The following is a 13,877-nucleotide window of genomic DNA, read 5'->3' as shown; positions in this document are numbered from 1 at the left end:
CGCCGCCGGTTCGGGGCCCGGCCGGAATTCCCGTGACCCGGATCGCGATGCCGCTCGGCCGTGGCGGGCCCGGATCGGCGTAGGGTCGATAGCGACCGCTCAGCTATCCCGCAGCCGCACCGCGTGATTCACGATGGGAGAGGACTCAGCATGTCGACAGGGGAAGCCGTCATCGTCGCCGTGGACGAATCGGCCGGATCGGCCGTCGCCTGGGCCGCCCACACCGCCGCCCTGCACCACGCGCCCCTGCACCTGCTGCGCGTCCTCGAGATCACCCCCGATCAGGGTCTGGGCCTAGGCACCGCGATCACCACCGAGGACTACTCCCGGCTCGAGGAACACGGCAACTGGCTGCTGGAAACCGCTGCCGGAGAAGCCGCCGAGATCTCCCCCGGCCTCAGGGTCACCACCGAATTGGGCACCGGCGCCGTGGTCCCCACCCTCCTCGAACGCACCCATGACGCCCGCATGGTCGTGGCCGGCGCCCGCGGCGGCGGCACCCTGCGCCGCGCCCTGCTCGGCTCGGTCAGCTCCGTCCTCGCTCGCCGCTCCCATTGCCCGTTCGTCGTGGTCCGAGACGGCGTCCCCCTACCCCCAGACCTGCCCACCCGCCCCATCCTGGTCGGCGTCGACGGCACCAAGATCAGTGAGCCCGCCATCGCGGCGGCCCTCGAAGAAGCCTCGGTCCGCGGCGTGGCCGTCATCGCCCTGCACGCCGAAGGCGCCTCCGACGACCCCGAAATGGACGCCCTCGACGATTACGTCCTCGCCGAGAGCCTGGCCGGCTGGCAGGAGCGCTACCCCAATGTCCGCATAGACCGCCAAACCACCCACGACAGCCCCGAACGCTCCCTCCTCGAACTCTCCTCCAGCACCCAGCTTCTGGTGGTGGGCACCCGAGGCCGAGGTGGCTTCGTCAGCAAGGTCTTCGGCTCCACCAGCCAATCCCTCCTGCTCTCCGTCCAAACCCCCATCATGATCGCCCCCACCCCCTGACCCTCCCCCAAATACCTGCTACCAGCACGACCGAACGGCTCGGTAGTCTGACCCAGATGCCCCCGTAGCCCAATTGGCAGAGGCAGCGGACTTAAAATCCGCCAAGTGACGGTTCGAGCCCGTCCGGGGGCACTTAGGAAACGGCTGGTAGATCAGGTTTCTCGGCGTCTTCAGGATGATCTTCTCGGGTCTGTGTCCGCAGTATGTCCGCAGCAGACTCCGCAGCCGCATTCGTTGCGGTCGCGACGGCGTCGAGATCGTCGGCGAACAGATGCCCGTACAGGTCGAGCGTCAAGGTCGCGGTCTTGACGATCCATTCCTGGATGTCTTCGAACTCGATGTCTCGCAGGGGAACCGCGCGCCAGCGCGGCAAGACGGGGGTATCGAGCAGGGATCGGTATCCGGCGATGGTTTTCGGCTTGCGGAATTGCTTGGTGGCGAACCATTTTTCGGCGACGATTTTGAATGTCACTGCGCTACACCCGACCGGCCGTTCCTGAGTATTGCCGTTGCACCCCAGCGGATTGCGGTTCAGGACATGCTCTACCGGTGAAGCGGTTCGGTCTCGGGTTTGCCGTTGCCGGAGTCGAGGGTCATCTGGGTGAAGATGCCATTGACCGGGGTCGTCAGCTCGACCGTCACCGGCATCGACACTGTGTGTCCTTCAGCGCAACTCGGTTGGCAATTGTTGCGGTGCTCGGTACCGGTGCCGCGGGCGGAGCTGTCGGTCCAGCTGCTCCAGGTGATATCGGAGACGGAATGGTTGCCGTCGGCGCAGGTGATGATGATGGCCGACGGGCGGGTCTGCGGTTGCGAGTGGCAGTCCTTTACCTGGGCAGGATTCGCCGGTGTGGGGGTGACGGTCGACGGAGTGGAATTGCTGCTGCTGTTCGACGAGCATCCGGCCATCAGGGCCGTGGTGGCCACCACCGCGGCAATGCCGAGCACGCGCATAGTTCCTCCTCAATCGTCGAGAGCACTCGGGCGAGTGGTGTCAGCGCAATTTAGCTCGGTGTTCGCCAGATGGTGGGTAACGTCGCTCTGTCCCGTAACGACGGCGTGTCCACCATCGTCTGGACCACGCCGGAGCCCTGCGCTTCGAGGTCCGCAGCAGCCGCGCCGAGGTAGCCGGATCCGGGCTGGCCTCGGCGCGCACATCGGTGCCGGGGCGGCGAAGTCGATCTCCAGCCTAGCCCGCGCGGCTGTCGATACTCGGCGAGCGAGAGACCTTCGGCAAGCCCAGGCCGACCTCGGAAACCATATCGCGCATCACCTCGTTGACGCCGCCGCCGAAAGTGATCACCACGTTGCGTTTGGCATGGATGTCCAGGGCCTTAAGGGTTTTGGCGGTGTGAGGCTCAGTGGCGTCGCCGTAAGCGTAGAGAATGTCTTCGGCTATTCGAGCGATACGTTGGACGCGGGTGGTGTGGAAGACCTTGGAGGCGGCTGCATCTGCTTGGCTGGGGCCGTCGGGGCCGGTAGAGGCCACCACTCTCCAGTTCAGGATCGTGTTGAGGCGTAGGACGGACTGGATTTCGGCGAGTCCTTCTCGAACGTCGGGGCGGTCGGTCAATTGTTGTGCGACAACCCATTTGTGGATCAAGTCATAGATCGCCGCAATGCGGCCGGACGGTGACAGCATCACGCGTTCGTGATTCAGTTGTGAGATCAGGTACTTCACGCCCTGGTTTTCCTCGCCGACCAGCATCGAGGCTGGGACGCGCACATCCTGGTAGTAGGTGGCGTTGGTGTGGTGGGCGCCGTCGAAGGAAATGATCGGCGTGCACGTGAATCCCGGGTCGGTGGTGTCGACGATGAGTATCGACAGGCCGCGGTGGCGGGATTCGGGGGTGCCGGTGCGGGCGGCCAGCCATATGTAGTCGGCGGTGTGTCCGCCGGTGGTGTACGTCTTCTGCCCATTGACCAGGTAGGAGCCGTCGGGCTGCTGGCGGGCGATGGTGGTCAGGGAAAACAGGTCGGTGCCCGAGTCGGGTTCGGTGTAACCGATGGCGAATTCGATCTCGCCGCGTAGGATTCCGGGCAGAAAGCGCTGCTTCTGTTCCTCGGTGCCGTATCGCAACAGGGTCGGTCCGACGGTCTGGAGCGTGACCGAGGACAGTGGAATGCTGAAGCGCACCGCTTCCGACTCGAAGATCTGTTGTTCCAGCGGGCCGAACCCTCTGCCGCCGAACTCTTTCGGCCATCCGACACCCAGCCATCCGTCCTCTCCGAGCTGCCGCACGATCCGATGTGCGAGCGGACCGTGGCGGTCGAACAAGAGGGCGTAAGCGTCCTCCTCGCTGACGAGAGCGGAGAAATAGGACCGGATTTCGTTCTGAAGCGCCTTCTGGTCGGGGGTGAGATCTATGAACAATGCGTCGCCAGCCTCGTGAGATTGTGCCGCTCACCACCGCAATGGCGGACGACATCCTTGGTCGATGAGAAGTACCGGTGCATCGGGAACGTGGTGTCGACTCCCAGCCCACCGTGCAGGTGATGACACATCTGCATGGCCGCCCGGCCCTCACCGGCAAACAGGAACAGTCCCGCGTCGAGGTCCGCGCTCGGACGTCCACCGCTGTCGAGTGTCCAATCGCAGTACAGCGATATCGATTCCAGAGCGGTCGCGAGCACATAGACGTCCGCGATCTCCTGTGAGGCCGCCTGGAAAGTTGCCAGCGGTCGACCGAACTGCTCGCGACTGCCCAGATGGTCCGCCGTCAGCCGCAATGCACCATGGAGCAATCCGCTTGCGTAGGAAAGAAATACCGTGCGGTAGAGATCGGTGAAGACACCCACGGCATCGGTGCCGGACAGCAGCGGCGTCACCTTCACCGCATCCAGCGTGAATTGAGCGTCCGGCGGAGCCGTCGGCTCCGCCGTGGCCAAGGCGGTTTCGACGGTTGCGGCGGTGATACCCGGTTGCGCCAGGTCGACCAGCACCGGTCCACCGGTGGTGGGCACCAGCAGCCAACGAGCCTCCCCGCTGTGCTGCGCGGGCCCGAATACGCCGCTGATCAGATGGTTTTTGCCATCCAGTCGGGGCAACTCGCGCTCGCCCGCGGCTCGCACACACACAGCGGTGACGTCGCCGTCCATCACACCCTTGCACCAGTCGGAGACCTGCGGCTCCACCACCGCCCGGGACGCCACCAGGCCCGCGATGGCGGTGCCGAGAAAGGGGCTCGTCAGCGCGGCTCCGCCGAGTGCCCGTGAGACGATCCCGACCTCCACCGCCCCGAGCCCCGCGCCCCCGTACTCCTCCGGGATTGCGAGTGCCAGCAGGCCACTGTCGTGCAGCATGGGCCACACTTCGCCAGAACCCGGTCCGCGCGAGAGGATCCCGTCCATGGCTTCACGCACCGCGGATTGTGTGTCGTCGAATCCGAAATCCATCTGTTCGCCTTCTCGAGAGATCGATCGCCAAGCTGCTGCGGGTTCATGCCATGTGGTGCTTCGGCCGCACCGCGAGAATCACCTGGTCGATGCGCATGACCGTGTCGCCGTCGACGGTGCTGTGCCCGCTGAATCCTGGTTGCCGGCACGACTTCCGAGATCGGTCCTTTCCATGGCCCCGACGTTAAACACGACTTCGGCTTGTTTCCCACGGCTGGCAGGTTGTGGCCAAAAAATCGTCGGCGGAGTTCCCGGCGACGGCATCTTCCTGCTAGCTGCCCGGGCAAAGGGCCATCAAGGCAGCGGGATCGCGGGTTTCGACATAGTCGCGCGAATACAGCAGTCGCACCTGTCGTCCTGCGCTCAGTAGATCGGTGATCAACGACCGGCTGGGTCCGTAGAAGTTCGGCTGCAACCGAAGCGGATTCGAGTTGTCCTCCCCGATAGGGTGTATCGCCCGTACGGGTAGCTTGCTGACCGACCCCGGACCCGTCAACCGGACCGGTACTGCGAATTGGCAGGTTCCTGCCACCACCGAGCCTTGATCGGCCACAGGAACGTGTTCTAGTTTTGAACTGGAATATGTTGCAGACCAAGGGATCAGGATGCATATCGATTTCACCGAGGAGCAGCAGCAGTTGCAGAAACAACTGCGCGCCTACTTCGCCGATCTGATGACTCCGGATATCCGTGCGGCGCTGGCCGGTCCCGGTGGGGAATACGGTGCGCCCGAGGCCTACAAGCAGGTGGTGCGGTCTCTCGGCCGCGACGGCTGGCTGACCTTGGGCTGGCCGGAGGAATTCGGTGGCCAGAACCGGCCCACCATGGACCAGCTGATTTTCAACGACGAAGCCGCGGCGGCCGGAGTCCCGTTCCCGTTCCTCACGGTCAACACGGTCGGCCCGACCATCATGCGCTTCGGCACCCCCGAGCAGCGGGCCTTCTTCCTGCCTCGTATCGCGAAGGGCGAATTGCACTTCTCCATCGGGTATTCCGAGCCCGACGCCGGCACCGACCTGGCCTCGTTGCGGACGCGCGCCGTGCGCGACGGCGACGAATACGTCATCAACGGCGAGAAGGCATGGACCAGCCTCATCGAGTACGCCGACTACATCTGGCTCGCAGCCCGCACCGATCCGGACGCAACCCGCCATCGCGGCCTGTCCATTCTCATCGTCCCGACCACTGCGGAGGGCTTCTCCTGGAATAAAATTCACACGATGGCGGGACCGGGCACCAGCGCGACCTACTATGCCGATGTTCGGGTTCCCGTGTCCAATGTTGTCGGAGAGCTGAATTCGGGCTGGCCGCTCATCACCAACCAGCTCAACCATGAGCGGGTCGCGCTGACATCGGCCGCGCCCCTGCAGGAATCACTGCGGCAGGTGTGGGAATGGGCCGAGAACACCACCCGCGCCGATGGCTCGCGCGTGATCGACGCCGAGTGGGTTCAACTGCACCTGGCCCGGGTCCATGCCCATATCGAGTATCTGAAGCTGCGGAACTGGCGCATCGCGTGGGCGTCGGACTCCGGGGAGCTCGGTCCGGCCGACGCCTCGGCCACCAAGGTGTTCGGCACCGAATTGGCCACCGAGGCATACCGATTGCTCATGGAGGTGCTCGGCCGCTCTGCGGTGGTCCGCATGGACTCGCCGGGTGCGCTGCTGCGCGGCCGGATCGAGCGGTTCCATCGGTCGTCGCTGATCCTGACCTTCGGCGGCGGCACGAACGAGGTGCAGCGCGACATCATCGCCAAGACCGCGCTCGGTTTGCCCGTCACTCGCTGAAACACAGAGGATTCCGATGGATTTCACCTTCACCGAGGCTCAGGACGATCTGTCCGGTCTCGCCCGCCCACTGCTGGCCGACCGGTCGACCACGCACATCCCGGACGGCACCGGATTCGATCGTCCGCTGTGGGACACCCTGATTCGCGCCGGGCTGATCGAGGCGACCCTCCCCGCACCGATCGGCAATGGGTTCGGTCTGCTCGAACAGTGCACCGTGCTCATGGAACTGGGCCGAGTGGCCGCGTCCGTGCCCTACCTCACGACCGTCGCCGTGGCAGCCGCGACGATCGCCGCGTTCGGCGACGACGCACAGCTTCGGCGCTGGGTCGAACCGATCACGGCGGGACAGTTCACCCTCGCGGTCGCGCTGTCCACCGACGACGACCGCGTCACCGCGACCAGGTCCGCGACGGGCTGGCAGTTCGAGGGCCGCTACAGCGCGATCCCCGCGGCGGCTTTCGCCGATGCCGTCCTGCTGGAGGCGCACACCTCCGAAGGACCTCTGCTGGCCGTTCTCGATCGCGACACCGCCGGCCTGCGGATCACCGCGCAGCAGGTGGTCGACGGCGCCGACGCCGCTCTGCTGGAGCTCGATGCCGTCAGGGTGGACTCGACGAATGTGCTGGGCTCGCCCGGCAACGGCGCAGCAGCATGGGCACAGCGGCACGCCACTGTCGCCGTGTGCGCTTATCAGCTCGGCGTCGTCGAGCGCGCGCTGGAGTCGACAGCCGAATACGCGCTGACGCGTCAGCAGTTCGGCAAGCCGATCGGCTCGTTCCAGGCTGTCCGACAGCGTCTGGCCGACGCGCATCTGGATGTGGAGGCCGTGCGGTTGACCCTGTGGCAGGCGGCCTGGCGCGAATCGCAGGGACTGCCCGCCGACGCCGAGATCGCCACGGCCAAGTTCTGGGCGGCAGAAGCGGGCCACCGGGTCGCACACACCATGGTGCATGTGCACGCCAGTATCGGAATCTTCCTGGACTATCCGGTGCATCGATATTTCCTGGCGGCCAAACGCACCGAGTTCTTGTTCGGCTCGGCCACCGAACAATTGCGCACGCTGGCCACGGCCTTGACGAGCGCGCGTTCGGCATAACCTCCCCGTCGCCCCACAGGGGATTCGAGTCGTCGGAGTGCTACCGCTCGGCGAAGCGGATTGTCAGCCGGCCAGGAAGGACAACCGCACGTGCCGCACCGGGTTGTCGACATTGAGATCCACGATGGCGACCGATTGCCAAGTCCCCAGGGCCATTTCGCCGCCCAAGACCGGAATGCTGGCATAGGGCGCAACCAGCGCGGGCATGACATGCGAGCGTCCGTGTCCGCGGGAGCCGTGGGCGTGGCGCCAGCGATCGTCGGCCGGTAGCAGGTTCTGCAGAGCGGCGAGCAAGTCGTCGTCGCTGCCTGCGCCGAGTTCGATCAGTGCGATGCCTGCGGTCGCGTGCGGCACGAATACGTGAAGCAGCCCGTCACATCCCGTGGCCGTCTCACGCAGAAAGGCTGCACACTGCGAGGTGAGGTCGTGGACAACCTCGCGACGGCCCGTCTCCACCTCGATCAGTCTGCTCTCCATGGACACCATCGTCCTCCAGCGGTGCAGATTTTCAGGATTCTTCTACAAGCGACGCGCGCGATTCATCGCGAACGATGTCATCGATATCAGAATGCGTTGGCTTCCAGCCGATTTCGGCCATCGCCTTGGTTGGGTCGTTGATCAACACCGCAGGTTCCACTGCCGCCGAACGATGCTCGAGCGCAACAGGTCGGCCGGTTACCCGTTCCACCGCGGCAACCACGTCGAGCACACTCGTACCCCGTCCACTGCCGATGTTGTAGCGGGTAGCGGTACCAACGGGCGGGAGGTGCTCGATACATGCCACGAAGGCACGGGCCGCATCCATGATGTGCAGGTAGTCACGGACGGCGGTGCCATCACCGTTGACGATCAACGCCGAATGCTCGGATGCAGCAGTCAATGCGCGCGGTATCAGCCGACTCGAATCCCCGTCCGCGCCGCCCGCGATATTCGACAGCCGAACAATAACCGCCGCCAGTTCCTTGCTACCGGCGACGGCCTCGATGGCCAGCTCGGCCGCAAGCTTGCTGCCGGCATATGGATGAGGCGGCGCATCACCGATGTCCTCGGTCATTGGCTGAACATCCGGCGTGCCGTAGATGGCGCCGGTCGATGCGAAGACGATCCCGCGGATCCCCGCGTCGACCATGGCTTCGAGCACCGAGAGCGTCCCGGTGGTATTCACACGGAAGTAGCGCAATGGGTCGTCGGCCGATTCGCGAGCTCGCGTCAACCCGGCAAGGTGACAGATTGCGTCCACGCCGTTTACCGCGTCGCGGATCGCCTTGCCGTCGAGCAAGTCGGCCACCCGAACATCGGCTGCGCCTGGAATCGCCGGCCCATGAGCGCGAATCATCGCGACAGGCTCGTGCCCGACAGAATGAAGGGCTTCGACGACAGCACGACCGAGGTAACCGTTCGCTCCGGTGACAAGTACGCGCACATGGCCATCATGTCATCACGGAAGCAGCAGGTCGCGACGCTTCCGGGTGAGTGCGATACAGGCCGCTGCTGCGACGGCCACCAAGGCATCGACCGCAATCCGGTGTCGATGCCTTGGACAGCAGGGTAAAAGGCGTTCCGGTGTCACGGCTGTGTCCGCAGTAGATCGGTGGTGAGTGAATTCAGTTCCACCGCACCATTCGCGCCGACCACGACGGTGCCGCCGATGTTCGCGAGCCTGCCCCCGATGACACAGTTGGGTTCGAAAGCGAACACCATGCCCTCGGCCAGCGGCAGATCGCTGCCGATGGTCGGCACCTCGGCCAGCAGCCCATACTCGGCGGCCTCCGGCAGCTCGCGCATCCCGCGGCCGAAACCACACACGGTGCCATAGGGATTCATCCCATGCACCAGCGGATGCACATTCCAGCCGCCCGCCGCATCGAGGGGGGCCTGCATGGCCTCGACCACCTGACCGAAGGTATTGCCCGGCCGCAGCACGGCCAACCCGGCCTCGTAGGAAGCGCGCGCCACCTTCGCCGCCGCCTCGATATCCGGATGCACCTCACCCACGGCAATGGCCACCTGATGCTGAGATTCGCGCATACCGTACTGGCAGAACACCTCCGCCAAGATCACATCGCCGTCCTCGACGATCCGCGGCGCCTGCGGGCGGTAGGACCAGACCGGCGGACCCCAGCAGGCGAACCCGGGACCGGACTGGATGAGCATGCCCGGCGCGACCGTGCCCATCCGGAACGACGCCGACATGCCGGCCGCGTACACCTCGGCCTCGCTCACGCCCGGCGCGGCGATATCCAGCATCGCCGCCGCCATCGCCTCCCCGATCTCGGACGAACGCCGCAGCACCGCAAGCTCTTCCGCGGACTGGGTCAGCGTACGCAGCAGGAACGGAAACCACACCGGCTTGAAATTCACCTGCGGCAACTGCTGCAGGACCGCCGTCCACAGCCCATACGGCATGATCGGGTTGAAATGGAACGGCGGATACGGCTCCAAGCCGATCACCCCGACCGCCGACCGCTCCAGCCCGTGCTCCTTCAACACGTCCACGACACCCTGAGCATGCTTGGCCACCCGCATGTTCTGCGGTTCGGTCCAGCACGCCTCGCCGCGGCGACGGGCCTCGATGTGGTCGGCGACATGCATGGGCGACCACACCAGTGAGATCGGATCGGCGTCACGGGGGAAGACCACGATCGCGCCGGGACGCTCATTGGTGAAGTAGACATCCGGGGCGAACGGAGCCGGACCACCGTTCTCGTGTTCGCCATAGACCACCAGAGCATCAACGCCCTGCTCATCCATCAGCTCACGGGCCAACGCCCAACGCCGATCACGTTCGCTCAGCGAGTAATTCGGATACATACGGGTTCCTTCTCCAGGTGTGATTCGACCTGGCAGGAACGCTATATGCGGTATGGGACCGGAGGATTCAGTCGATCGACCTGTCTGGTACCGACCAGTTTGCTTAGGTAGGGTCCGTCGAGTGCTATACGGGCGTGCCGAAGAGCTGGCGCTGATCGATCAACTCCTGGCGGACGCACGTACCGGCCGCAGCGGGGCGCACGTGCTGAGCGGGCCCGCCGGCATCGGCAAAACCGCACTGCTCGACTACACCGCGGCGAAAGCCCAGGGACTGCGCGTGATTCGCGTGGCAGGCATCGAATTGGAAGCCGAACTCCCCTTCGCCGGCCTGCATCTACTGCTGCATCCGGTGCTGGACCGGCTCGACGCCCTGCCCGCACCGCAGGCCGCGGCACTGCGGAGCGCCTTCGGGCTGGCCCCGGCTGCACCCGGCGATCGCTTCCTGGTCGGCCTCGCCGTGCTGTCCATGCTGGCTGAACTGGCCGAAGACGGACCGGTGCTGTGCCTCGTCGACGACGCCCAGTGGCTCGACCGATCCTCCACCGAGGCACTGACTTTCGCGGCCCGGCGCCTGCACCACGAAGGCGTTCTGCTGCTGTTCGCGGTGCGCGGCGAAGCCCGGGAACCGGCCGGACTCACCGCACTCACCACTCGCGAACTGACCGGACTCGATCCCGCCGCCTCGGCCGCGCTGCTGGACGAGCGGTATCCCGAACTCGCCGCACAGGTGCGCGCCCGACTCCTGGCCGAAACCGAGGGCAACCCATTGGCCCTGGTCGAACTGCCCTCCGCGCTCAGCACCGAACAACGCACCGGCCACGCACCGGCCGGCTCCTACGACCTGGCCACACTGCCCCTCTCCACCCGGGTACAGACGGCGTTCGGCGCGCGGGCCGCACGACTGGACGACGCGGCCACCAGCCTGCTGCTGATCGCCGCCGTCGAGGAGACCGGCCGGCTCGAAATCGTCTTGGCCGCCGCGGCCGCCCACCACGCGGGACCCACCGAACTGGCAGCCATTGAGGACTCGGGACTGCTTGTGCGCCAAGGCAATCGGATAACCTTCCGGCATCCGCTGGCCCGCGCGGCCGTACTGGGCGCCGCACCGATGCACCGCCGGCTCGACGCGCACCGCGCGCTCGCCGAGGCACTGACCGCGAGCCGCTCCCCCGAGGCTGCCGACCGAGCGGCGTGGCACCGCGCCGCGGCCTCGACCGGCCCTGACGACGAGATCGCCACGGCACTCGAGACCGCGGCACTGCGGGCCGCCGAACGGGCCGACCACGCGCTCGCCGCCGCGGCCATGGAACGCGCGGCCGAACTGACCGTCGAACCGCACACCGCGGCGCGCCGCCTGACCTGCGCCGCCCACTCGGCGGCGACCAGCGGCGATCTGCACCGGACCGCCGCACTCGTCCGCCGCGCCTACCGCGGACCCGTCCACCAAACGGACGCGCCACGCCTGGATTACCTGCGCGCCATCGTCGAATCGGAATTCGGTTCCCGGCACCGGGCCGCCCGCATCCTGATCGACGCCGCCGGGCGGGCTCCGGCCGACCTCGTGAGCATGATGCTCGTCGACGCTATGCGCAATGGCGTGTTGGTCGGCGATGCCGAACTCACCGAAGAGGCCGCGACCCTGCTGCAACAGCGCACCGGCCGGACACCGATCAGCGAGGGAATGATCGGCATGGCCCGCATGCTGGGTGGCGACGACGAAGCCGCGCTACACCGGCTGCACGCCTGCGCGATGCACGCGCACTCCCACCCGGCGGGCCTCAGCCCGGACGAGCGCATGAACGCCGCCGCGATGGGCCTCATGACCGGCCTCGACGACGAGGCACGCGACCTGCTCACGACCCTCGTCACCGATGCCCGCGAGCAGTCCACACTCCGGCTGCTGCCGATGCGCCTGCACTACCTCGCCTCCGCGGAGTACGCCACCGGCCGCCTCCGCGACGCCACGGTCCACGCCGAGGAGGCGCTGACATTGGCCGACTCCATCGGACAGCACCACCAGATAGACGGCCTGCGTAGCATTCTCGCCTGGGGTGCGGCACAGATCGGCGACGAGCAGCGCTGCCGGGAACTCGCCGAACCCACCCTCACCGCCGCCCTCGATCGCGGCGAACTCGCCACCGCGCTACTGGCCACCACCGCGCTCGGGCTGCTCGACCTGGGCGCAGGTCGCTACGACCGAGTACTGGACCGCATCGAATCCGCCTCCCGCGGCCCGATGGGCAGCCACTACATGGCCGTCTTCTTCACACCGCTGCGCGTCGAGGCCGCGATGCGCACCGGGCAGCCCGCACGCATCGGCGAAGCTCTCGAACGCTTCCGCCGCTGGGCGGACGCCAGCCGATCACCGTGGATTCAAGGCGTTTACGCACGCTGCCTGGCCCAGACGAGCTCTGACGACGAGGCCGGAGCACACTACGCCACGGCGGTGCGGCTGCACGAGAAAGGCGGCCGACCCTTCGAAAGGGCCCGCACCCAACTGCTGTACGGGGAATGGCTCCGGCGCGCCCGGCACAAGACCGAGGCGCGCACGAGTCTGCGCGCGGCACTGGAGACCTTCGATCGAATCGGCGCGAGCGTCTGGGCCGGCCGAGCCCGGGCCGAGCTGCGCGCGACCGGCGACACCGGCCGGCAACCGGCCACCGCCTCGATACTGGATCTGCTTACACCACAAGAACTTCAGGTGGTCCGTCTGGCCGCGCACGGGCTGTCGAATCGCGAGATCGGCGCGCAGCTGTTCCTCAGCCCCCGCACCGTCGGCTACCACCTCTACAAGGCTTATCCGAAACTCGGCGTCGCAGTGCGGGCCGAACTACCCGCACTGGTCCATCAGCAGTAGCAGGACGGTCCGAGTCAGAACCGGTAGCGCAGGATGCGCGCGCCCTGACGGGACAGGGCGGTGCTGCGGGACATGGTCCGGGTGAGTCCCCGCAGGGGTTGCGGCCAATCGGCTACTTCGGGTGCGCGAGTGAGGAAGTCCTCGTCGATGAGGGTCAGCCCGGCGCCCCAGGATTCCGGTTCACGGGGGTCGTCGAAACCCGCCGCGGCGGTGATGCCGAGCGCCTTGATGGTGGGGTGGTATTTCATCGCCCACGCGGCGAAACGGGTATAGCCGTTGAGGGCTATCTCGCCGGTGCCGAAATGCGTTGTGAGAGCACGGGTCAGGACTTGGAACGAGCTGCCGGGCAAAAAGGGGATCAGCCCCTCGGCGACGATCATGGCCGGCCGGTCGCCCGGTATTTCCGCGAGCCAGTCCGTGGCGGTGACGTCCGCGCTCACGAGATGAGAGGGCTCCGGCAGGAATTGCGGACGCAACGCGACGACCTCGGGGAAGTCGACATCGTACCAATCGATTCCGGCGGTCGGCCGGCACCGGACCATTCGGGGATCCAGCCCACAGCCCAGGTCGAGCACCACCGCGTCGGGATGCGCGGCGGTGAAGGACCGCACGGCATCGTCCAATTTCTTACTGCGCAGCGCTGTTTCGTAGGTCAAGGCGGCCTTGATCTTCAAGGTGTCGAAGTCGTAGTCGATCCGATCCGCGATCTCCGCGGAGCGGGTGTCGCCGAGCATTGGGACGCGCAGCTTGCTGTCGAGGGCCTTGGCCCACAATGTGATCAGCAGGGTTTCCTCGAGCTGATTCAGAGTCAAACGGGTGCGTTGCATGGTCACGCGATACCTAACTTCTTACATGAGGGTGCGCCGCGGAATGTCGCGGAGCCGGTTCGATGCCTGCGGGGGCGGCGCCGATTCGGCCGCCCCGTCCACGA

At 66.3% G+C, this 13,877-nt stretch carries 11 protein-coding genes, 1 tRNA gene and 1 pseudogene; 5 read left to right on the top strand and 8 right to left on the bottom strand.

What is annotated here, in order from left to right:
- Window positions 1-150: 150 nt before the first annotated feature.
- Both ABZ909_RS01615 and ABZ909_RS01610 read left to right on the top strand, forming a co-directional pair.
- A complete protein-coding gene (locus ABZ909_RS01615) occupies window positions 151-996 on the top strand; it encodes a universal stress protein (RefSeq protein ID WP_356995668.1) in 846 nt (281 codons plus the stop codon).
- Window positions 997-1,054: 58 nt separating this feature from the next.
- Window positions 1,055-1,128 (top strand) — tRNA-Leu (locus tag ABZ909_RS01610).
- A 178-nt stretch (window positions 1,129-1,306) separates the two neighbouring features.
- Here the strand turns inward: ABZ909_RS01610 and ABZ909_RS01605 are convergent.
- The 4 genes and pseudogenes from ABZ909_RS01605 to ABZ909_RS01590 all read right to left on the bottom strand — a co-directional run.
- A pseudogene (locus ABZ909_RS01605) lies at window positions 1,307-1,474 on the bottom strand (site-specific integrase); the annotation flags it as partial.
- Between the two features lie 65 nt (window positions 1,475-1,539).
- Window positions 1,540-1,950, bottom strand: coding sequence for a hypothetical protein (locus tag ABZ909_RS01600; RefSeq protein ID WP_356995667.1), 411 nt, complete (start codon window positions 1,948-1,950; stop codon window positions 1,540-1,542).
- A 235-nt stretch (window positions 1,951-2,185) separates the two neighbouring features.
- Entirely contained in the window at window positions 2,186-3,370 is a 1,185-nt protein-coding gene (locus ABZ909_RS01595) for an acyl-CoA dehydrogenase family protein (protein ID WP_356995666.1), read from the bottom strand.
- Window positions 3,361-4,392 carry an acyl-CoA dehydrogenase family protein gene (locus ABZ909_RS01590; protein ID WP_356995665.1) on the bottom strand — a complete coding sequence of 344 codons (1,032 nt, stop codon included), beginning with the start codon at window positions 4,390-4,392 and terminating at the stop codon, window positions 3,361-3,363. Before ABZ909_RS01590 ends, ABZ909_RS01595 begins: the two co-directional genes overlap by 10 nt.
- A gap of 605 nt (window positions 4,393-4,997) precedes the next feature.
- Between ABZ909_RS01590 and ABZ909_RS01585 the strand changes: the two genes are divergently transcribed.
- Window positions 4,998-6,179: an acyl-CoA dehydrogenase family protein gene (locus ABZ909_RS01585; RefSeq protein ID WP_356995664.1), complete on the top strand. Its 1,182-nt coding sequence runs from the start codon at window positions 4,998-5,000 to the stop codon at window positions 6,177-6,179.
- 16 nt (window positions 6,180-6,195) lie between these two features.
- Complete coding sequence (locus tag ABZ909_RS01580; RefSeq protein WP_356995663.1) at window positions 6,196-7,278, top strand: acyl-CoA dehydrogenase family protein; 1,083 nt, start codon at window positions 6,196-6,198, stop codon at window positions 7,276-7,278.
- 63 nt (window positions 7,279-7,341) lie between these two features.
- Here ABZ909_RS01580 and ABZ909_RS01575 read toward each other — a convergent pair whose 3' ends face one another.
- From ABZ909_RS01575 to ABZ909_RS01565, 3 genes are all read right to left on the bottom strand, one after another.
- Complete coding sequence (locus ABZ909_RS01575) at window positions 7,342-7,755, bottom strand: secondary thiamine-phosphate synthase enzyme YjbQ (protein ID WP_356995662.1); 414 nt, start codon at window positions 7,753-7,755, stop codon at window positions 7,342-7,344.
- A 31-nt stretch (window positions 7,756-7,786) separates the two neighbouring features.
- Window positions 7,787-8,701 (bottom strand): NAD-dependent epimerase/dehydratase family protein, encoded by a 915-nt coding sequence (locus ABZ909_RS01570; RefSeq protein WP_356995661.1) that lies wholly within the window; start codon window positions 8,699-8,701, stop codon window positions 7,787-7,789.
- A 143-nt stretch (window positions 8,702-8,844) separates the two neighbouring features.
- Window positions 8,845-10,089, bottom strand: a complete 1,245-nt coding sequence (locus tag ABZ909_RS01565) for a M24 family metallopeptidase (RefSeq protein WP_356995660.1) — start codon at window positions 10,087-10,089, stop codon at window positions 8,845-8,847.
- Between the two features lie 121 nt (window positions 10,090-10,210).
- Here ABZ909_RS01565 and ABZ909_RS01560 point away from each other — a divergent pair, with 121 nt between their 5' ends.
- On the top strand, window positions 10,211-12,946 hold the full coding sequence (locus ABZ909_RS01560) for an AAA family ATPase (RefSeq protein ID WP_356995659.1): 2,736 nt from the start codon (window positions 10,211-10,213) through the stop codon (window positions 12,944-12,946).
- A 14-nt stretch (window positions 12,947-12,960) separates the two neighbouring features.
- Here the strand turns inward: ABZ909_RS01560 and ABZ909_RS01555 are convergent, their stop codons facing one another.
- Window positions 12,961-13,773: a class I SAM-dependent methyltransferase gene (locus ABZ909_RS01555; RefSeq protein ID WP_356995900.1), complete on the bottom strand. Its 813-nt coding sequence runs from the start codon at window positions 13,771-13,773 to the stop codon at window positions 12,961-12,963.
- Between the last annotated feature and the right edge of the window lie 104 nt (window positions 13,774-13,877).

Source organism: Nocardia sp. NPDC046763, from assembly GCF_040645495.1.
GTDB lineage: Bacteria > Actinomycetota > Actinomycetes > Mycobacteriales > Mycobacteriaceae > Nocardia.
Note: the sequence above shows the minus strand (reverse complement) of the source record. Positions and strands in the feature narration are given on the sequence as shown.